Annotated in this window: 20 protein-coding genes; 7 read left to right on the top strand and 13 right to left on the bottom strand. The window is 65.1% G+C overall.

Translation table 11 applies throughout. The annotated features are described in order from the left end of the window. Positions 1 to 2,433, bottom strand: a complete 2,433-nt coding sequence (locus R3P95_RS16010) for a GcvT family protein (protein ID WP_317548816.1) — start codon at positions 2,431 to 2,433, stop codon at positions 1 to 3. Positions 2,434 to 2,610: 177 nt separating this feature from the next. On the opposite strand from R3P95_RS16010, the gene R3P95_RS16005 reads away from it, so the two are divergent. The 3 genes from R3P95_RS16005 (at position 2,611) to R3P95_RS15995 (ending at position 5,272) form a co-directional block, all read left to right on the top strand. After that, the gene (locus tag R3P95_RS16005) at positions 2,611 to 2,946 is read left to right on the top strand and encodes a bifunctional 3-phenylpropionate/cinnamic acid dioxygenase ferredoxin subunit (protein WP_269595804.1); all 336 of its coding nucleotides are present in this window, start codon (positions 2,611 to 2,613) and stop codon (positions 2,944 to 2,946) included. Next, the gene (locus R3P95_RS16000; RefSeq protein WP_317548815.1) at positions 2,943 to 4,088 is read left to right on the top strand and encodes an NAD(P)/FAD-dependent oxidoreductase; all 1,146 of its coding nucleotides are present in this window, start codon (positions 2,943 to 2,945) and stop codon (positions 4,086 to 4,088) included. Before R3P95_RS16005 ends, R3P95_RS16000 begins: the two co-directional genes overlap by 4 nt. A gap of 164 nt (positions 4,089 to 4,252) precedes the next feature. Continuing rightward, positions 4,253 to 5,272, top strand: a complete 1,020-nt coding sequence (locus tag R3P95_RS15995) for a DUF5914 domain-containing protein (protein WP_068045338.1) — start codon at positions 4,253 to 4,255, stop codon at positions 5,270 to 5,272. Here the strand turns inward: R3P95_RS15995 and R3P95_RS15990 are convergent. Both R3P95_RS15990 and R3P95_RS15985 read right to left on the bottom strand, forming a co-directional pair. Beyond that, complete coding sequence (locus R3P95_RS15990) at positions 5,242 to 5,736, bottom strand: SRPBCC family protein (RefSeq protein WP_068045342.1); 495 nt, start codon at positions 5,734 to 5,736, stop codon at positions 5,242 to 5,244. The two genes, R3P95_RS15995 and R3P95_RS15990, sit on opposite strands and share 31 nt — an antisense overlap. Then, positions 5,733 to 6,077: an ArsR/SmtB family transcription factor gene (locus tag R3P95_RS15985; RefSeq protein ID WP_094670403.1), complete on the bottom strand. Its 345-nt coding sequence runs from the start codon at positions 6,075 to 6,077 to the stop codon at positions 5,733 to 5,735. Before R3P95_RS15985 ends, R3P95_RS15990 begins: the two co-directional genes overlap by 4 nt. A 229-nt stretch (positions 6,078 to 6,306) precedes the next feature. On the opposite strand from R3P95_RS15985, the gene R3P95_RS15980 reads away from it, so the two are divergent. After that, positions 6,307 to 6,756, top strand: a complete 450-nt coding sequence (locus tag R3P95_RS15980) for an Hsp20/alpha crystallin family protein (protein WP_317548814.1) — start codon at positions 6,307 to 6,309, stop codon at positions 6,754 to 6,756. 68 nt (positions 6,757 to 6,824) lie between these two features. Next, entirely contained in the window at positions 6,825 to 6,998 is a 174-nt protein-coding gene (locus R3P95_RS15975; protein WP_317548813.1) for a hypothetical protein, read from the top strand. 51 nt (positions 6,999 to 7,049) lie between these two features. On the opposite strand, the gene R3P95_RS15970 is transcribed toward R3P95_RS15975, so the two are convergent. Genes R3P95_RS15970 through R3P95_RS15940 form a run of 7 tightly spaced genes read right to left on the bottom strand, consistent with a single transcriptional unit; the run spans position 7,050 to position 13,675 of the window. Next, complete coding sequence (locus tag R3P95_RS15970; protein ID WP_317548812.1) at positions 7,050 to 7,505, bottom strand: GNAT family N-acetyltransferase; 456 nt, start codon at positions 7,503 to 7,505, stop codon at positions 7,050 to 7,052. Between the two features lie 8 nt (positions 7,506 to 7,513). Further along, positions 7,514 to 9,031: an NAD(P)/FAD-dependent oxidoreductase gene (locus tag R3P95_RS15965; RefSeq protein WP_149407635.1), complete on the bottom strand. Its 1,518-nt coding sequence runs from the start codon at positions 9,029 to 9,031 to the stop codon at positions 7,514 to 7,516. Then, entirely contained in the window at positions 9,028 to 9,765 is a 738-nt protein-coding gene (locus R3P95_RS15960; protein WP_094638467.1) for a class I SAM-dependent methyltransferase, read from the bottom strand. Before R3P95_RS15960 ends, R3P95_RS15965 begins: the two co-directional genes overlap by 4 nt. Beyond that, positions 9,762 to 9,995, bottom strand: a complete 234-nt coding sequence (locus R3P95_RS15955; protein ID WP_032397061.1) for an RNA-binding S4 domain-containing protein — start codon at positions 9,993 to 9,995, stop codon at positions 9,762 to 9,764. Before R3P95_RS15955 ends, R3P95_RS15960 begins: the two co-directional genes overlap by 4 nt. A gap of 43 nt (positions 9,996 to 10,038) precedes the next feature. Beyond that, positions 10,039 to 12,225: a heavy metal translocating P-type ATPase gene (locus tag R3P95_RS15950; RefSeq protein ID WP_317548811.1), complete on the bottom strand. Its 2,187-nt coding sequence runs from the start codon at positions 12,223 to 12,225 to the stop codon at positions 10,039 to 10,041. Then, positions 12,222 to 13,136 (bottom strand): hypothetical protein, encoded by a 915-nt coding sequence (locus tag R3P95_RS15945; RefSeq protein ID WP_317548810.1) that lies wholly within the window; start codon positions 13,134 to 13,136, stop codon positions 12,222 to 12,224. The genes R3P95_RS15950 and R3P95_RS15945 overlap by 4 nt, the downstream gene beginning before the upstream one ends. Continuing rightward, complete coding sequence (locus R3P95_RS15940; RefSeq protein ID WP_317548809.1) at positions 13,133 to 13,675, bottom strand: GNAT family N-acetyltransferase; 543 nt, start codon at positions 13,673 to 13,675, stop codon at positions 13,133 to 13,135. The genes R3P95_RS15945 and R3P95_RS15940 overlap by 4 nt, the downstream gene beginning before the upstream one ends. Before the next feature lie 104 nt (positions 13,676 to 13,779). Here R3P95_RS15940 and R3P95_RS15935 point away from each other — a divergent pair, with 104 nt between their 5' ends. Continuing rightward, a complete protein-coding gene (locus tag R3P95_RS15935; protein ID WP_176460256.1) occupies positions 13,780 to 15,486 on the top strand; it encodes a cutinase family protein in 1,707 nt (568 codons plus the stop codon). A gap of 88 nt (positions 15,487 to 15,574) precedes the next feature. Here R3P95_RS15935 and R3P95_RS15930 read toward each other — a convergent pair whose 3' ends face one another. The 3 genes from R3P95_RS15930 to amaB are packed head-to-tail and all read right to left on the bottom strand — an operon-like array spanning position 15,575 to position 18,844. After that, positions 15,575 to 16,006: a hypothetical protein gene (locus R3P95_RS15930; RefSeq protein ID WP_317548808.1), complete on the bottom strand. Its 432-nt coding sequence runs from the start codon at positions 16,004 to 16,006 to the stop codon at positions 15,575 to 15,577. 53 nt (positions 16,007 to 16,059) lie between these two features. After that, complete coding sequence (locus tag R3P95_RS15925) at positions 16,060 to 17,292, bottom strand: hypothetical protein (RefSeq protein WP_149407631.1); 1,233 nt, start codon at positions 17,290 to 17,292, stop codon at positions 16,060 to 16,062. A gap of 16 nt (positions 17,293 to 17,308) precedes the next feature. Beyond that, positions 17,309 to 18,844 (bottom strand): L-piperidine-6-carboxylate dehydrogenase, encoded by a 1,536-nt coding sequence (gene amaB / locus R3P95_RS15920; RefSeq protein ID WP_149407630.1) that lies wholly within the window; start codon positions 18,842 to 18,844, stop codon positions 17,309 to 17,311. A 124-nt stretch (positions 18,845 to 18,968) separates the two neighbouring features. Between amaB and lat the strand changes: the two genes are divergently transcribed. Continuing rightward, entirely contained in the window at positions 18,969 to 20,297 is a 1,329-nt protein-coding gene (lat, locus tag R3P95_RS15915) for an L-lysine 6-transaminase (RefSeq protein ID WP_269595817.1), read from the top strand. The last annotated feature ends 19 nt before the right edge of the window (positions 20,298 to 20,316 follow it).

The following is a 20,316-nucleotide window of genomic DNA, read 5'->3' as shown; positions in this document are numbered from 1 at the left end:
TCAACACCTGATCTTGTTCATGTCGGGATCCACCAGCGGTTCGGCCATGACCGTCGCGGGTAGTAGGTCACGGAAGTACTGCACTGCAACGTGATCGCCGGGTTGCAGCCCTGCCGGTAGCCAGGCGTAGGCCACCGTCTTGCCGATCGTGTATCCGTAGGCGGCACTGGTCACGTACCCGACCACCGTCCCGTCGTGCACCACCGGTTCCTTGCCCATCACCACGTGCGACGGGTCGTCCAATGTCAGGCAGGTCAGCACCGGTCCGTTGCCTCCGTCCTGCAGTGCCGAGGCTCCAATGAAGTCGCCCTTGGTCTTCCGTACCGCGAAGCCCAGCCCCGCCTGGTACGGGTCGTGTTCGGTCGTCATGTCGGTGCCCCAGGATCGGTAGCCCTTCTCCAACCTGAGGCTGTTGAACGCACTCCGTCCCGCTGCCACGACGCCGTGCGCCTGTCCCGCCTCCCACAGCGTGTCCCACAGGCGCAGTGCGGTATCGGCATCGGTGTACAGCTCCCAGCCGAGCTCGCCCACATAGGACAGTCGCAGCGCCAGAACGTCGACGCCGCCCACAGCAATCGCTCGGCCGTTGAAATACTTCAGACCCGTATGCGAGATGTCGGCCGAGGTGAGGGGTGCCAGCACCTCTCGGGCCAGCGGCCCCCAGAGTCCGATACAGGCTGTGGCACCGGTGATGTCGCGAACGTAGACATCGCTCCCGGCATGACGGAGCATCCAGTCCTCGTCGAGCGGGCCGTTCACTCCCACCTGGAAACGATCCGCAGCCACTCGCGCCACGGTCACATCGCTCCGGATTCCGCCGGTCGCGTCGAGCATCAGGGCATAGGTGACGCTGCCGACCTTCTTGTCGAGCTGGTTGGTCGTCAACTTCTGCAGCAGCGCGAGTGCACCGGGTCCGCCGACCTCGAGGCGTCGTAGCGGCGTCATGTCGTACATCGCGACGGCTTCACGAGTGCGCCAGGCCTCGACAGCGCTGACCGGCGACCAGAACTGCGCCGACCACGGCTCGCGCTTGGGTGACTGCCACTGCTCCGGAAGTTGTTCGAGCAGAACACTGTTCGATTCGTACCAGTGCGGCCGCTCCCAGCCGGCCCCGTCGAGAAACATCGCGCCGAGTTCCTGCTGGCGACCGTAGAACGGGCTCACGCGCAGTGGTCGTGGTTCCACCTTCGGCTGAAGCGGGTGAATGATGTCGTAGACCTCGACGAAGTTCTGCGCACTCGTCCGTGCAACGTTGGACGGCACCAGGTCGGTCTTCTCGAATCGGTACAGATCACACTCGTGCATGTCGATCTCGCTGTGCCCGGTGATCATCTGCTCGGCAAGCGATTTCGCCACGCCGGCAGAATGCGTCACCCAGATCGCCTCGGATACCCACAGTCCCTGGACTTCTCGGGATTCGCCGACGATCGGCGCTCCATCCGGGGTGAAGGAGAAGATCCCGTTGAACGCGTGCTGAATTTTCGCGTCTCCGAGCGCGGGAATCAGCTCGGTGCTGCGCTGCCAGGCGTCGGCGAAATCGTTCTCGGTGAAGGGCATCGACGACGGCATGTTCTCGGCGGTCACGTTCTCGCTCGATCCGAGGTCGCGCGAATCGACGGGCATCGGCCGATGGTGGTACGAGCCGATTCCGAGATGGTCGCCGTGCTCGCGGTAGTACAACCGCTCGTCCTGGTGCCGAAGGATGGGCAGCGTGGCCTCGGTTCCGGCTCGACGCGAGGGCAGGTCCAGTGCCGTGGTGTGTGCGTACTGATGCGCCAGCGGCTGCAGGGGTATCTGCATGCCGAGGAGGTCACCGAGCTCCGGCCCCCAGAACCCGGCACAGCAGACCACAATGTCGGCCTCGAACGTGTGCTCGCCCGCACGCACGGCCGTCACTCGGCCGTTGCTCTGGTCTATCGATGTGACCTCCATGCCGCCGATGAAGCGCGCGCCGAGGGCGGTGGCTCGCTCGGCCTGCACCCTGCTGGCCTCTACTGCCTTGGCCAACCCGTCGTCCGGTGTGAACAAACCGGCGAGCACTCGGCTGCCGTCGAGCAAGGGGTAGAGCTCGAGGCATCGCTCGGCGTCCACCACTTCCGATGTCAGGCCCCAGGACGACGCGAAGCCGTGGCGTCGATGCAGCTCGTCGACCCGCTCCGGCGTCGTGGCCACTTCCAGTCCGCCGACGTCGAGAAAGCAGCCGAGCTTCTTGAACTTCGACGCCGTGTAGGCCGCGAATCGCGACATCGATCGAGAGGAGTTGGTGGCGAACACCAGGCCCGGCGCATGCGAGGTGGAACCGCCGGTGAGCGGTAGCGGGCCCTTGTCCAGGACTGTGACGTCGGTCCAGCCGCGCGCGGTGAGTTCGTCGGCGAGGCTGCAGCCGACGATTCCGGCACCGACGATCACAACCCTCGGGATGCTCGAGGACATGACACGCTCCTAGGGGGTGTACGTCGAGTTGATTTAGTTGCACAATACGAACTGCACTTCGTATAGCGCAACAGATTCACACGATCGAAACTCGAGCGTTCCATCGCCGCAACGGGGTGAGCTCACGCTGGGTACAACACGAGCACTGCACACCCCCAGGTCCCCGGAGGCCCGACCATGACCGCAACGTTCTCCACCCGCGTCCTGCTCGACGTCGGTCGCGCCGAGGATCTCCCCGACGGGGAGGCCCTGCGCATCACCCCGGCCGGGGCACCGCCGATCGCGATCTTCAACGTCGAGGGTGAGTTCTTCGCCATCGACGACACCTGCACCCACCAGGACGCCTCACTGTCCGAGGGCTGGGTCGAAGGCTGCGCCGTCGAATGCCCCTTGCACACAGCATGTTTCGATCTCCGCACCGGTGCTGCACTCGGAGCGCCCGCCAAGGTTCCGGTGCGAACGCACGCCGTACACGTCGAGGACGGGGTCATCCGCATCGCGGTCACCCCGTGAAGTCGGTGACGGTGGTCGGTGCCTCACTCGCCGGCGTCGCCGCGGCCCGGGCCCTGCGTGATCAGGGTTTCGACGGTCGCATCACGATGATCGGCGACGAAGTGCACCAGCCGTACGACCGTCCCCCGTTGTCCAAGGCTTTTCTGCTCGGCGACGAATCGGCCGTACCGCTGGACGTCGACGATCTCGATCTCGACTGGCGCCTCGGATGCGCGGCGACGGGTCTGTCGGGAACGACGGTATCCACCGTCTCCGGCGACGTGACGGCGGATGCCGTGGTGATCGCGACGGGTGCATCCGCCATCCGCCTGCCGGGGACAATCGGTGTCGACGGGATTCACGTGCTCCGCAGCCTCGACGATGCGCTGGCTCTGCGGAGTTCGTTGGTGCCCGGCGTTCGAGTCACGGTGGTCGGTGCCGGATTCATCGGCAGCGAAGTGGCCTCGACGGCACTTCGATTGGGCGCATCGGTGACGGTGGTCGAGGCGTCGAAGACCCCGCTTGCCCGCGTGTTCGGTGGTGAGTTGGGTTCACTCATCGCCGGCTGGCATCGGAACGCCGGTGCGACGCTCCTCACCGGGGTGTCGGTGGCCGGATTCGTCGTCGAGGCGGGGCGGGTGCGTGCGGTGGAATTGGCGGACGGTTCGACGATCGAGTCCGACGTGGTCGTGCTCGGAGTGGGCTCGGTGCCCAACGTCGACTGGCTCGACGGGGCCGAACTGGAGATCTGCGGCGGGGTGGTGACCGATCAACGCGGCATCACCTCGAACCCGGCTGTGCTTGCCGTCGGCGACTGCGCTGCGGTGCGAGATGCCGCGGGGGTGATTCGACGCGACGAACACTGGACCTCCGCCGCCACCCGACCGGCCGTCGCCGTCGAGGCGCTCCTCACCGGTGGGTCCACGAGATTCACCGGGCTGCCGTACGTGTGGTCGGACCAATACGCCGCACGAATCCAATTCGCCGGACATCACGGACCCCACTGCGTCGCCGAAATCGTGGAAGGCGACCCCGCCACCGGACCCTTTGTCGCGCTCTACCGACACGACAATCACCCGGTCGCCGTACTCGCAGTGTCCTCGCCCCGATCATTCGGCAAATGGCGTCGGCAAGTGGTCGATACCGCGAACCCAACGGCCTGAGCGTCCACCATTTCCCTCCGCCGACACCCTCCCGCAACCGCTCCCCGAGTCCACTCGATGTGACATTGACCCCCGAAAAGGCCACCAGATGTCACATTGAGTACCCACGAACGGGAACAATGGTGAAAGAACACGGGAATCGATTGTCGACTTTGGGAGCAGCAATGACCGCGCTGGATGCAGTACGACGACGTTGGCCGAAGACGATGCCGTTGCAGCCGCTGCCGTCGGAGTCGTGGGCCAAGCAGGAGCCCACCTGGAAGGGTGCGAATCCGCAGGTCATCGAGTCTGCTTTGAAGCGTGCGAAGACGCGGACCTCGGGCAATTGGTTCGTGTTCGCTGCCAGTCGCGACGTCAAGGCCGACAAGCCGTTCGGTCGATATGTGGGCACCACCGAACTGGTCGCGTGGCGTGACTCGGCAGGCAAGGTGCACATCGGGCCGGGCGCATGTCCGCATCTCGGTGCCGCGTTGGACACCGCGAAGATCGAATGCGACACATTGGTCTGCCGCTGGCACGGTCTTGCGCTCGGGCCGAAGGGCAAGCCCGGTTGGCGTCCGGTTCCCGCATTCGACGACGGGGTTCTGGTGTGGGTCCGCCTCGACGAGCTCGGCGGTGAGGAGCCGACGCCCGTCCCCGTGGTCCCGATCCGCCCGCCGGCCTCGACTGCCATCGCCGGAGTGGTCACCCTCGTCGGCAAGTGCGAGCCCGACGACATCATCGCCAATCGACTCGACCCCTGGCACGGCGCGTGGTTCCACCCGTACTCGTTCGCGAGACTGAAGGTCGTCAGCGCGCCCACCGACATCGATGTGCCCGACGAGGACGATCGCTTCCTCGTCGACGTGACCTTCCGTGTCAGCCGTGGCGTCGGAGTTCCGGTGCGGGCCGAGTTCGTCTGCCCCGGGCCCCGCACGATCGTCATGCGCATTCTCGACGGCGAAGGAGCGGGCAGCGTCGTCGAAACGCATGCGACGCCGCTGGCTCCCGCGCCCGATGGCACCCCGCGCACCGCTGTCATCGAGGCCACGATCGCCAGCTCGGATCGTCCGGGATTCCAGATGGCACGCAAGGCATCCGGTCTGTTGCGACCGGCGATGAACTTCACTGCTGCACGGCTGTGGAAGGACGACCTCGACTACGCCGAGCGACGCTACGAGTTGCGGTCGCAGGGCCGCGCCTGACCCTCGACGAACTCGGCGAGCTGTGCGATGACGGTGCCCCAGCCGTCGTGGAAGCCGTACTCCTCGTGCATCTTTCGGTCTTCTTCGTTGCGGTGCATCACGTGGGCGTGGTACTCGGTTCCATCGGGGTGGTCGGAGAGGGTGATCACCGCGGTCATGAACAACTGGGGTGCCGGCCGCCAACCCTCGACGAGCGAGTTGGTGAAGACGATGCGCTCACCGTCGTCGACGGCGAGAAAGCAGCCGTCCATGTGTGGTTCGTAGGCACCGCCGGATTCACTGATCAGTGTGCGGAATGCTCCTCCGGGCTTCGGATCCCAGGCATCGACACGACACAGTGCCGGTGCGGGAATCCACCACTTCTCGAACTTCGACGGGTCCGTCCACGCACTCCACACTGCTGCCCGTGGAGCCCTGATGACGCGGGAGATGGTCAAGTCCGTAGCAGGATCGATCGATGTCATTGCGGTTCACTTTCGTTCGAGGTCCGGGTGACGAAGTCTTCGAGGCGGTCCGTCCGGGATTCCCAGACGGCGCGTTGTTCCTGCAGCCAGTGTCCGGCTGCATCCAGATTGGTTCGCTCGATCGTGCACGCACGCACCCGGCCCACCTTGCGCGTGCGAATCCAGCCACTGCGCTCGAGCAGGTGAATGTGTTTCATGAACGACGGCAGAGTCATGTCGAACGGTTCGGCGAGTTCGCCCACCGTGGCCGGTCCGGATCCCAACCGGCTCAACACTGCCCGCCGGGTCGGGTCGGCCAGTGCCTGAAACACATCGTCGAGAACAGTCGAATACTGAGCCATAAGGCACACTATCGTTGTAGCAATACTTAGCGCAAGAGCTAAGTGTCTGAGCGAACTCGTGCGATCATGACCCCCACTGCGGCACAGCACTATTGGATCTGAAAAATCTCTGAGAACCTTCGGAATCCCTCTTGGCACTCCACGGGTGAGAGTGCTAATTTCTGTTCTGCACAGTTGAGGAGCGACTCGCCACAGGGGTGAGCGCATCTGGGTACAGGAGGTGGTTGCTGTGCTTCGTTTCGATCCGTTCCGTGATGTCGATTCTCTCACCTCGGCCATGCTGGGTGCCTCTTCCGGTTCGGACCGCGCCCCGCGATTCATGCCGATGGACCTCTACAAAGTCGACGACCACTACGTGCTCAGTGCCGATCTGCCCGGCATCGACCCCGGATCGATCGATGTCGACGTCGATCGCGGTACGTTGACGCTCACCGCTCACCGATCCGCTCCGGAAAGCACTGGCGTGCAGTGGATCACCTCGGAGCGATTCGCCGGCACGTTCCGTCGCCAGGTATCGCTGGGCGACGGCGTGGACACCGAGCGCATCTCCGCGTCGTACGACAACGGCGTTCTGTCGATCACGATTCCCCTCGCAGAACGCGCGAAGCCGCGCAAGGTCGACATCGCACACGGCGACATTTCAGCCGAACAGAAGTCCATCGCACACGAGTCGACCTGATCCCAGAACACACGGGCATCCCAAACACTCCGGCGAACAGATCACGAAAACCATTGGGGTGATGCACTATGCAGTCCGAGGCGGTGGTGTGGACGGAATCGACCGACCGTGAGCGCTGGTGGCGCACGGTAGTGGGCGTGGAGACGAGCATGAGGGAATGCTCGACGGCGGATGCACTCGATCAGTGTCGAGCCGTTCCTCTCGACGACGATCTCTACCCGCACACCCAGCACGCAGCCTGACGAGAAGGGCCGGCACCGAACACTCGGTGCCGGCCCTTCTCATCGGAACGTCTACAGGGGCAACGAAAAGAACGCACTCGACGGATCCACCACGTAGTCCGCGAACGGCGGACACTCGACGAATCCGTGTCGCACATACAATCTGCGGGCGGCGGCGAAGTAGTCCTGAGTTCCCGTCTCCAGGCTCACCCTGACGTAGCCCCGCTCTCGAGCCTGGTCCAATACGAAGCCGAGCAGCCGCGATGCCACACTCTGTCCCCGCGCCGCGCCGGTGGTCCGCATCGACTTCAGCTCAGCATGATCAGGTGAAAGCTTCTTCAGCGCAACAATTCCCAGCAGTGCGTCCGCCTCCCAGGCGGTCCAGACGGTGACGCCAGGTCCGCGCAGACCCGACAGATCGAGGGCGTGCACACTCTCGGCAGGCGAGGTGGCGTGCATGTCCTCGAGATGCTCGCTGAGTAGCGCGTGTACCTCCGGACGCGACAGATCGTCGACCTCGATCCGCATGCCCGAAGTCACCTGTTCATGAGTCTCTCGATGGCGTCGAACATCTTGAATCGTCCACTGGTCGGCACTGTTTCGATGTCGTGTCCGGTGATACCCCAGCTCGCCAACAGTGTGTTCGCGGCCTGCAGTCCGGTAGTGGCCGCGCGTTCCATCAGCGCCACCGGCAGATCGATACGAATGCCGTCGCCCGCAAGTACCAGAGCAGGTTCCGGAGTGCGGACGGTCGGACGCTCGGCAAACGCGCCGAGGCCGAACATCGGGCAATCGTCGCGCCACTCGGAACGCTCGGCGATCACCTCCGCATCAGCGGTTTCCGGATAGATCTGATACATCCGATCCATCAACTGCGCCCGTGTGACCTCCTCGGATTCCTCGGCGGCGTAGGCGTGCAGTTCGACGACGGAGCCGCCGGTGCGGGCAGCCCACTGCGCGGCCTCGTCCTCGAAGCGTTCGAGCACGCTGATGTTGTCGATCGGGGGCATGCCTCCGGTGCCGATGAAGGCGGGACGGTCCGCGTTGACGGCCTTGCTCAACCACACGCGGTGCACCAGGAACGGCGGTGTGTTCTGCAGCGCTGCAACCTGTTTGCGCCAATCGGGCGTCCCGAGCTCGGATGACTGCTCGAGCACACGCTGCAATCCGGCGATGTCGGTGGCGAGAACCACCGCGTCGGCGTCGATGATGCCGCCCGCGTCGACGCGGAACTTCCGCAGGCCGCCACGGGTGATCTCACCGCACGGTGTGGAGGTTCTGATGTCGACTCCGAGACCGGTGAGATACTCCCCCAGCGGGTCCCACAGCGCCTGTGGATACGGGTCACGGGGAACGTCGAAGATCAGGCCCTCGGAGGAGCCGAGGAAGTAGATGTGGAACATCATCGCCAGCTCGGCAGCAGACATCTTCTCGGGATCGGCGAAGAAGCTGCGGGAGAACACGCCGAACGCCAGGTGCCGCGCGGCCTCGGGAAAGTTGATGTTGCGCAGAAACTCTGCGGCCGGAGTGGTGTCCAACTCGTCGAAGGTCTTGGGCACACTCACCGTCATCAGCGGCAGGGCAGCGATGCCGTTGAGGTCGGTGAGATCCTTCCACCGGAACGTCGGACTGCGCTTGACGAACGCGAATGCGTTGAGTGGCGGAGTGTCGGGCAACCCTTTGAAGCCGTCGATCCGGCCGTCGCCGTCGATCAGCGGGTAGTCGTCGACCGGACGCAACCGAGACAACCCTGGATCGGTGCGGCGCAACAGGTTTCGCAGGTTGTAGTACTGCCGGAAGAACGCATGGAAGCCGCGGCTCATGGTCGCGGGGGATCCGTCCTCCAGCGTCGTGTCCCACCCGCCGACGCGGCCGCCGAGGTAGCTCTCACGCTCGACCAGGTGCACCTTCACACCACGCTCGGCCAGCGCTGTCGCGGCGCTCAGGCCTGCGATACCGCCGCCGACCACCACCACGTGCGGGACGTCAGCCAGCTGACCGGCATCCGAATATCCCTGCGCGGCAGCATGGGTGACCTTCTTGGAGTCGGTCAACGCTCTTCCTCCCTGGGACGAGAGCCGAGGAACGTGTGCACCACACCGTTCTGCCAACCGGTCATCGTTTCTCTTGCGACGCCGGTGTAGCCCGCACGCTGCATCCGCCGCATGAAGGCCGACGCGCCGTCGAAGGTCACGACGCTGCGCCACAGGTGTCGGTACAGGGTGGCGTCGCGTGTCGCGAGCCAGCCGAGCGGAATGATGATGCCCCAGCTCACCACGTTCCAGGAGATCCTGGCGCGGAGCGAATCGTGTACCGAGTACTCGTGGAACGCGATGGTCGAGCCCGGACGCAGCAGCGCCAGAAGCGATTTCAGCTCGGTGTCGGGTTCGTCGACATTCCGGATGAGGTATGCAGCCAGGATCGCGTCGAACGGACCGTCGACCCCGTTCACCGCCAGATCCTCGACGCGTGAGTGCACGAATGTCACGTTCGACGGCCAGTCCTTGCTCCGAGCGACCTCGAGCATTTCGGCGGATGCGTCGGCGGCGACGATCTCGGCGTGGGGGGCGGCTTCGAGCAACGCGGCAGTTGATGCACCGGTACCGCAACCGATGTCGAGCAAGCGCAGGCCGGCACCGAGATCGGGGATCCGCAGCCGCTTGGCCGACTTGAGCAGGTGCTCGTGGTAACCGGGGTTCGCTCCGACAAGTCGGTCGTACGCCTTCGCGCCGACGTCGAATGCCCCGGGAACTTCGTTTCGCGGCAGTCCGCTCTTTCCGACCTTCACAGTGCCTCTTCCTTGCTCACGCGGGCCGAGGGCCCACCCTGGACCGATACGACATCACCGTGCTGCAACTGCCGTCCGCGCCGCACATCCACGTCCCCGTTGACGCTCACCAAACCGTCGGCGATGACGCCCTTGGCCTCGGCACCGGATTCGATGAGATTGGCGAGCTTGAGGAACTGACCCAATCTGATCGATTCGTCGCGAATGGGGACATCGTGTGCGTCGGACATGTCTCCATCCTGTACTAGCGCGCCGTTCGCTGCTACCAACGAGTCACATCGCGGAGCGGAACCTGCGCAATCGGAGACTGTTGCTCACCACGAACACCGAGGACAACGCCATCGCGGCACCGGCGAGCATGGGGTTGAGCAGGCCCGCAGCGGCCAGCGGAATTGCAGCGACGTTGTAGGCGAACGCCCAGAACAGGTTGCCCTTGATGGTGCTCAGCGTGCGTCGGGAGAGCCGAATGGCATCACCGACGGCCCGCAGGTCACCGCGCACGAGCGTCAGGTCGCTGGCCTCGATCGCCACGTCGGTGCCGGTACCCATCGCAAGTCCCAGATCGGCCGTGGCCAACGCGGCCGCGTCGTTGATACCGTCGCCGACCATCGCCACGACCTTGCCCGACGCCTGCAGTTCTCGGACGGCATCGACCTTGCCCGTCGGCAGGACGCCGGCGATGACCTGATCGATTCCCACCTCGGCGGCGATCGTGCGGGCGGCGGCCTCGTTGTCGCCGGTCAGCATGACCGGAGTCAGGCCGAGTGCGCGCAGTTCCGCGACGGCCTGCTTCGAGGTCGGCTTGACCGAGTCGGAGATCACAAGCACTCCGCGAGCCCTCCCGTCCCAGCCGAGCGCGACGGCGGTGCGTCCCTGATTCTCGGCGGTCTCGAAGGCGTACGCCAGTTCCGCCGGCAGGGGCATCGACCAGTCGGCCAGCAGCGAGCGACGGCCGATCACTGCGGCGCGGCCGTCCACGACACCCTGCACCCCGAGGCCCTCGAGGCTCGTGAATTCCTCGACGGTCATCGATGGGGTCGCACTCGCGATGGCTCGGGCGATGGGGTGCTCCGAACCCGCTTCCAACGCCGCCGCCACGGCACGGACCACGTCCTCGTCCTCGCCGTCCGCCACGTGCACCGACTGCAGAGTCATCTCACCGGTGGTCACGGTTCCGGTCTTGTCCAGCACGACGGTATCGACGCGACGGGTGGATTCGAGGATCTCGGGTCCCTTGATCAGAATTCCGAGTTGCGCGGCCCGTCCGGTGCCGACCATCAGTGCGGTGGGTGTGGCCAGGCCGAGCGCGCACGGGCACGCGATGATGAGCACCGCGACCGCAGCGGTGAACGCGCTCGCCGCGGAATTGCCTGCACCGAGCCAGAATCCGAGCGTCGCGACCGAGATCGCAATGACGATCGGCACGAAGATGCCCGAGATACGATCGGCCAAACGCTGCGCCTGCGCCTTACCGGTCTGCGCGTCCTCGACTGCTTTCGCCATCTGCGCCAACTGGGTATCGGCACCGACTCTGCTCGCTCGCACCGTGATTCGGCCGCCGACGTTCACCGTTGCACCGACCACCGCGTCGCCGACGCCGACTTCCTCCGGCACGGATTCACCGGTCAGCATCGACCGATCGACGGCCGAGGAACCGTTCTCGACGGTTCCGTCGGTGGCGATCTTCTCACCCGGGCGAACGACGAACAGATCGCCGACGGCCAACTGCTCGATCGGAATCTGCTGTTCCTTACTGTCTTTCAATACAGCAACGGTCTTGGCACCGAGGTCCATCAGGGCGCGCAATGCCGCCCCGGCCTGACGCTTGGATCGGCTCTCGAACCATCGTCCGGCCAGGATGAAGGTGGTCACGCCCGCCGCGGCCTCGAGGTAGATGTTGCTCGCCCCGTCCGTTCGAGCGATCGTGAACTCGAACGGATGCGTCATGCCGGGCGTGCCTGCGGTGCCGAAGAACAGCGCGTACAGCGACCATCCGAGGGCCGCAAGGGTTCCCATGCTGACGAGGGTGTCCATTGTCGAGGTGCCGTGCCGCAGATTGGTCCAGGCGGCGCGGTGGAAGGGCCAGGCTCCCCAGACGACGACGGGGGCGGCCAGCGTGAGCGAGAGCCACTGCCAGTTGGTGAACTGCAACGCCGGAATCATCGCCATTGCGATCACCGGCACGCTGAGCACTGCCGAGACGATCAATCGCTGCTTCAGCGGATCGGTCGGGGGTTCGTCCGCGGGTTCGGCAGCCGGCAACGATGCGGTGTAGCCGGCAGCTTCGACGGCTGCGATCAGGTCCTCGGTGGCCACGCCGTCACTGGTGACGCGGGCCTTCTCGGTGGCGTAGTTGACCGTCGCCGATACCCCGTCGAGTTTGTTGAGCTTGCGTTCGATGCGGTTGGCGCACGACGCGCACGTCATACCGCCGAGGAGAAGTTCCGTTTCCTGGCTCATGCCCCACCCTCCTGTGCCTCGATGGTGAATTCGGCTGTGTGGACGACGCCCTGGTGCTGGAAGTCCAGATAGAGCGCATATGTTCCCGCGGTCGGCGCGTCGACGGTGAAGTCGACCGTCGGCCCCGGCGGCTCGTCCTCGGGGTGGACGTGCAGGTAGGCGAGGTCATCGGCGCGGAGAGCCACCAGATGTCCGTAGGCACCGAGGTACGGCTCCAGGTCGGTGACCTCGCGTCCGTTCTGATCGATAGTCAGAGAGACGGTCGAGTCCTCGCCCGCAGTCACTGCACCGGCGAGCGTCACGGTGTAACCGTCGACCCTCGATGTCACATTCGGTGTACTCGGGGGCCGCGTACTCAGGGGCTGCGTACTCAGGGGCTGCGGTCGATAGTCGCCGGGAACGGTCAGCTCCGCTCCCAAGGTGATGTTCTCGCCGCCGGCCGGGGTGAAGTCGGCGAACAGACGGTAAGGCCCGGGCCGGGTGAGATCGAGAGCCGTCGACCATGTGCCCGACGCGTCACGCGTCGGATGTACGTGTTGAAAATCCGTCAGATCGCGCCGAACGACGATGAGGTGCAGTTCCTCGGTGTGCATGACGTCGTAGTCGGTCAGCGCAGACCCATCCGGTTCGCTGATCGTGAAGGTGACCGGTACTTCCGGTCCGGACTCGACGACGGATCGCTCGAGCTCGAGTGTGTAGCCGTCCTGGGTGGCCTGGAGCCCGGCAGGCATCGCGGCCGCAGCCGGCTCGTCGTGCGCGTCGTGACCGGTGTGTGACGCAGCTGCGGTCGCCTGGGCGTCGGGTCCGATCTTGTCCCCGACGAACAGCGCCGCCAGGAACAGGAACGCGATCCCGACGACGAAGCCGACGAGCTTGGTGGGTGCGTCGAGTTCCTGCCGTCCTGAGTTCACAGCACTACCCTACCCCCCCAGGGTATCCAAGTGGTAGTTCCGAGGGTCATCTTGTAACCGACGTGGGAGTCGACGAAGCCGAGTCGGGTGTAGAAGCGATGAGCGTCCGTTCGACTGGCGTCGGAGGTCAGCTGCACCAGAGCGCTTCCCCAGCGCTCGGCCTCGTCGATCGCCCACCTGATCAGCGCACCGCCGAGTCCACGGCTGCGCCACTGCGCGCCTACCCGAACTGCTTCGATCTGTGCCCGCAGTGCGCCTCCGCGCGCGAGCCCGGGAATGAAGGTCAGTTGCAGCGTTGCCACCACCGCGTCACCGTGCACCACGACGACCTGCAGGTTTCGCGGGTCCGAGGAGATGTCCTCGAACGCTGCGCGATATCGATCCATTTCATCTGCGGATTCCCGCGAGACACCCAGCGGATCGTCGACCAGCAATGCCACGATCGATTCCAGATCCGACGCCACCGCTTCACGCACAACGCACGTCGACCCGTCGGACAGGTCGAATTCCGTCGATGTAATTCGAGGGTGAATTGTCATGCGCACGACGGTAAATCATCCACTTTGTAACGCGAACCATCCCGAGGACGAAATGCCGGGTAACCCACTGGCAACTGCAGTCGGGATCAGTTCGGGCGGACATGATGGGGATCGAAAACATGAATGTTGGCAAGTCGAAGCGTGCGCGCGTTGCGTTGAGCGCGTTCGCGATCGGAGCCCTCGGTGCCGGAGTAGTTGTGGCCGCACCGTGGTCGACTCCCTCCACGACCACCGAAGCATCCATCGAACTGGTGTCGACGGCCACGTGCTACGACATGGTGAGCATCGCGATCGGCGGCCGCGGTGACACCCCGCGCGAGGGCGTCAAGTGGCTCACCACCCCCGAGGGTGAGCGGCTCCCCGCAGCGATGTCCGGCGACTACTCCAGCGACTGGATCGACCAGGCCGTGCGAGCCCCCAACAACGGCAACGTGGTTCCCGACTCCTACGCCGCGGTGTACGTCGAGTACCCGGCAGACCTGGCGAGCTACGAGAACGCCGTGCAGACCGGCGTCACCAACTCGCAGACCATCATGCGGACGATCTCGGCGTCCTGCCCCGACACCCGATTCGCCATCGTCGGCTACAGCGAGGGCGCAGACGTTGCCCGCCGCACCGCGATGGAGGTCGGCAACCAGGTCGTTTCGGCCGACGGCACGTACGGAATTGTCGATCCCAACCAGGTCGTCGGTGTCGTCATCTTCGCCGACGCCGGCCGCGTGTCGGGAGACGGACCGTTCCCCGGTGCCGAGAACCCGTTCGGCAACCCGGACGGCTTCGACACCAAGTACCAAAACGGCAACACCGCAGTTCCCGGACAGGGCGCACTGCCCGGCACGTCCGGCGGATTCGGAGCGCTCGACGGCCGAGTGGCGTCCTTCTGCTCCGACGGCGACCTCACCTGCGCACTGCCGGAGAACACGTCACTGATTCATCTGGCCGCCAACGTCGGTCGTCAGGTCAATGCCGACGCACTGCAGAACGAGCAGCTCACCCCCGCCACCGGTGCAGATCTTGCACTGGCCCTGGGACGCATCGCAGTCAACGCCTTCAACGACATCGCCTCGCAGCCCAACTGGATGCAGAGCGACGAGACATTCCTCGACGTGCTGATCAAGGTGTCCGAGCCCGGCTACAAGCCCGGCACGGTCACGACTCCCGTCTCGGCCAAGGTCGACGGCGAGCAGGAACCGATCGAAACCGGTCAGATGATCGACCTCGTGTACCTGCCGCAGAAGATCTTCCGCGAGATCACCGGATTCATCTCGTCCAACCAGAACACCGTTCCGGTCATCATGAACGATCCGTACGGCCTGACCTTGGGACCCGGCACGGGACACCACTTCGATTACTGGCGCGACGCCGATGCCGCCAACGGCAAGCCGCTGACCTCGGTGCAGTACGCCGCGGCATGGCTGACCGAACTCGCCGAGGAAGCCAACCGCGGCGAGCCGGTGAAGACCAAAGAGGTCCAGGAGAAGGCCGGACGAGCAGCGGTCGAAACCATCGTGGCACCGGTGACCACCTCGGCAACGGCAACCCCCAAGGCCACGACTACCGCACCTGTCACCACCAGCCCGGTCGTGACCCCGGCAGCTCCGGCTGCGCCGGCTCCGGCCGCTGAAAGTCCGGCACCGGCTCCGGCCCCCGCCACCGAGACGGCAACGACCCCCGAGTGCACGGTCGCAGTCGAGGGCGAGACACCCGCCGAGGGCGCACCGCCGGTCTGCGTCACCGCGACCGAAACCGCTGTCGAGACAGCACCCGAGACCGTGGTTCCCACGACCACCGAGGCTGTACCTGCGCCGTAGTCCAGTGCGTGCAGAACGCTCACGAGCCCGTCCACCTGTTTCATTCGGTGGGCGGGCTCGTCTGTTCTCACATCCAAGTGCCCGTGACTCAGGCCGTGCCGCGCAGCTTCCCTCGGACCACGATGCCCACGATCAGAAGCGCCACTGCTGCGAACACCACCATCGACGGACCGCCCCGGTCGAGACCGGTCAACGTCGGAAGCGGTGCGAGCAGCGCCAGCCCCAGCGGCGGCAGAGTCAGTGCACCGACGCCGCCGGAGTACCAGAACCCCTCGAGTCGGTCCCAATCAGAACGACTCTGGACCCGGTCTTCCACACGCACCATGACAATCGCCAGAGGTACCGCCACGACCAGCCACAGCAGCGGGGACAGCGGCAGACCTGCCCGGCCCAGCAACGCGTCGGTGATGAGCGTCGCGCCGAAATACGACGGCAGAAACATCGCGACGGCGACGCAGAAACCCAAAGTCACGTCGGAGACGTCGTCGGGCAGATCTGTGTTCCGGCTGTGATCGGACATGAGATGCACGCTACGGACAAGGGTGCCGTCGCGGGAATCGCCGCCGTCGGCAGCTACCGAACCGCCGGATTGTGGATGGGTCGGCGCATCAGCACCGCGCAGGCAACCGTCACCACAGCAACGACCACGAGCCCGGCCACGGACAATGCCAGGTAGTCGGGCTCGCTTGTGCGCGTGGCGACAGCGACGTCCGAAGACAGGCCCGGCTGATAACTCGCGGAGTACACCACCACCGGCAGAGTCATGGTGAACAGCACAGGCAGCGAGACCGCGAGAGAGCCCGGCGACGTCGCGAGGGCCGACACCACCACGTACGCGGCGACCAACGGCAGTGCGAACTCCGATCCCGTCGACACCTCGGCATAGCCCTCGATCACGCCCGCAACGGCGATGACGAACAGCCCGCCCAGTCCGATGTACAGCTGCGGCCAGCGGTAGCCGAGGCCCCCTCCGACGACCAACAGACCCACACTCAGAGCAAGCTGCGCACTGTCACCGGCAGCGAAGCCGAACGAGCCGATCCCGGCCGACGATGACGCGAACAGCACCAGCAGCAGCCGTCCGTTCCGCCCGGGCAGTAGGAACGACGCCACGAGTGCCACGGCCGTCATACCGGCGAGAGCACCGAGCCATTCGACACTTCGAGGGTCGTGACCGGTGGCAATCCAAGTCAGGACTCCCGCGGCGACGGGTAACGGGATCCCGACGAGCAAGATTCGCTGGGTCTCGTACGGCTGTAGCTCCTCGTGGCGGTACGCCAGGAACAGTGCGATCGCCGCGGCCGAGGCCACGATCACCATGACGATCGCCCGCTGCGGGCTCACGTCGTCCCCGGCACCGACGACATCCCACACGAACACCGGACCGTCGTCGGCTTGCAGCAGGGCATCGAGCGCTTTACCGAGGAGACCGGCTCCGACGGCGGCGACGGCCAGCGATGCCTGCGCACCGCGATGTCGCCCCGCCAGTACGGCGGACGCGCCGAGCAGTGCGCCTGCTCCCACAGCCCCGGCCCAGTCTCCGAACATTCCGGTCACCATCCCGACTGTCCGGAACACGACGACGAGTACTGCTCCGATCGCCATGATGAGCACGCCCCGTGCGCTCGAACGCGCGAGCACGACGCTCACCAGGCAGGCGGTCAGCGCGAGGACGGTCAGTCCGTTGACGATCGTTGCCGGTGAACCGAATTCGGCCGTGCTGCTCAGCAGGGAGTCGAGCGGTCGGATATCACTGATCGCATAGCCGACGACGAAGCCGGCGAGGATCATCGACAGTACTTTCATACTGCCGATCATGCCGTCAGCCGAATTTCACTCCCTGCGCCAGGGGCAGTTCGTTGGAGTAGTTGACCGTGTTCGTAGCCCGACGCATGTAGGCCTTCCATGCGTCCGAACCGGATTCGCGACCGCCACCGGTTTCCTTCTCGCCGCCGAAGGCGCCGCCGATCTCTGCGCCGGAGGGTCCGATGTTGACGTTGGCGATGCCGCAGTCCGAGCCCGCGGCGGACAGGAAGCGCTCCGCCTCGCGCAGATCGGTGGTGAAGATCGACGACGAAAGGCCCTGAGGCACATCGTTGTGCAATGCGATGGCCTCGTCGAGGGTGTCGTACGTCAACACGTACATGATGGGCGCGAACGTCTCGTGCTTGACGATGTCGGTCTGCGCGGGCATCGTCACGATCGCGGGCTGAACATAGAACGAGTACTCGTCGACCACGTTCACTCGCTCGCCACCGACCACGACCGTTCCGCCGTCGGACACCGCCGCCTCGAGAGCCTTCTGGTAACCGGCGAATGCGGTGGCATCGATCAGCGGACCCACCAGAGTGTCTGTGGCCAAGGGAGATCCGATCGACAGCGTCTCGTATGCCGCTACCAGCCTGCGGACCAACTCGTCCGCGACCGAGGAATGCACGATGACGCGTCGGAGTGAGGTGCACCGTTGACCTGCTGTCCCGGCGGCCGAGAACACCAGTCCACGCGTCGTCAGATCCAGATCGGCCGACGGCGTCACGATCGCTGCATTGTTTCCGCCGAGCTCGAGCAACACCCGGCCGAATCGCTCGGCGACACGGGGCGCGACAGCACGGCCCATCCGCGTCGAACCGGTTGCCGAGACCAACGCAACCCGCGAATCGTCCACCAGCGCTTCGCCGGACGCGCGGTCACCGATCAGCAGTTGCGCGATCTTGGGATCCACTCCGGCTGCGGCGGCGGCACGCTCGAACAGCGCCTGCACACCGACGGCCGTCAGCGGAGTCTTCTCCGAAGGCTTCCAGATGACCGTGTCTCCCGCGACGAGGGCGAGAGCGGTATTCCAACTCCACACCGCAACAGGGAAATTGAACGCGGTGATGACGCCGACGACACCGAGCGGATGCCACTGCTCCATCATGCGATGCCCGGGCCGTTCGGTGGCGATCGTGTTGCCGTACAGCTGACGGGAGAGTCCGACGGCGAAATCGCAGATGTCGATCATCTCCTGCACCTCACCGAGCCCCTCGGAGACGATCTTCCCGGCCTCGATGGACACCAGCGCGCCCAGATCCTCCTTGTGAACGCGCAGCAGTTCGCCCAGTTCCCGGATCACCTGACCACGCACGGGGGCAGGCACCTGCGACCACGACACGAAGGCGGTGCGCGCATCGGCGACGACGGTCTCGACATCGGCCGCCGAAGCACACGCCAGCGACGCCAGGTTTCCGCCGGTGATGGGCGAGCGCGCGATGATCGCGTCCGGTCCCGCGGGGGCGTCGAGCGCGATCGTGGCACCCAGCCGGTCGAGGATCGCGCGAGTGCGCACACTCAACTCGTCGTGGGTGATGGATGCAGACATGCGCGTACACCTTCCGTGGAGAGAACCGAACCGTCGGAGATGAGCCTACCGATCGAGGCTCGAACCGTATATTTTCCTGTTATATGGACTTGCTTACGGATTATTAACGCGTATCTTCGTCCTTATGACGCAAGTATTACAGCGCACCGGAGTGACCATCGACGCCGCCAACGTCCGCGACGTGATCGGTGAACACCTACTGGCCGACGGCTTCGAGTTGGTGCTCGACCTCGATGCGTCGACCGGATCCACGCTGGTCGACGCCAGGGACGGCACCCGCTACCTGGACCTGTTCACGTTCTTCGCGTCCAACGCGCTGGGCATGAACCATCCGGCGCTGATCGACGACCCGGACTTCCGGGCCGATCTGATGCAGGCGGCGATGAACAAGCCCAGCAACTCCGACATCTACACCGTCCCCATGGCTCGATTCGTCGACACGTTCGCTCGGGTCCTGGGTGACGATCGACTGCCGCACCTGTTCTTCGTCGAAGGCGGCGCCCTGGCCGTGGAGAACGCGTTGAAGGTCGCATTCGACTGGAAATCGCGATGGAACGAAAGTCATGGTCTGGACGCGTCCTTGGGCTCTCAGGTGATGCACTTCGAGCATGCGTTCCACGGACGCTCGGGCTACACGATGTCGCTGACCAACACCGACCCCAACAAGGTCGCGCGCTTCCCGAAGTTCGACTGGCCGCGAATCCCGTCCCCGTTCATCCGATCCGGCGCGAACATGGACGAACTCGAGGACGCATCGTTGGCGGCGGCTCGGTTGGCCTTCGAGGCCAACCCGCACGACATCGCCTGCGCCATCATCGAACCCATCCAGGGCGAGGGCGGTGATCACCACTTCCGGCCCCGATTCCTGCAGAAGCTACGGGAACTCTGCCACGAGTTCGATGCACTGTTCGTGATGGACGAAGTACAGACCGGAGCCGGAATGACCGGTACCGCGTGGGCATTCCAGCAGCTCGACGTCGTGCCGGATGTCGTCGCCTTCGGCAAGAAGGTTCAGGTCTGCGGCGTCATGGCCGGCGGTCGCGTCGACGACATCGACGACAACGTCTTCGCTGTCAGCTCCCGCATCAACTCGACGTGGGGTGGGAACCTCACCGACATGGTGCGGTCGCGTCGAATCCTGGAAGTGGTCGAATCCGAGAAGCTCATCCCTCGTGCCGGTGAGCTCGGAGCCGTACTGCTGACAATGTTGCAGGACTTGGCAACTCGACACACAGTGGTATCCGAAGTACGTGGACGAGGTCTGATGTGCGCCTTCTCCCTGCCCGACGCCTCCACCCGCGACCGAGTGATCGAGCTGTTGCGTACCGAGGAACATGTGCTGGCGCTCGGCTGCGGCGATGCGGCAGTGCGATTCCGCCCTGCACTGACCATCACCGAAGCCGAACTGACCCAGGCAGTCGAGTCCATCGACCGAGTGCTGAGCATGCTCTAGCGCTCGGGAGGGATGTCCG

The organism is Rhodococcus cercidiphylli (genome assembly GCF_033042225.1).
GTDB lineage: Bacteria > Actinomycetota > Actinomycetes > Mycobacteriales > Mycobacteriaceae > Rhodococcoides.
The sequence above is the reverse complement of the archived record's forward strand: the minus strand, read 5'-3'. Positions and strand labels throughout refer to the sequence as shown.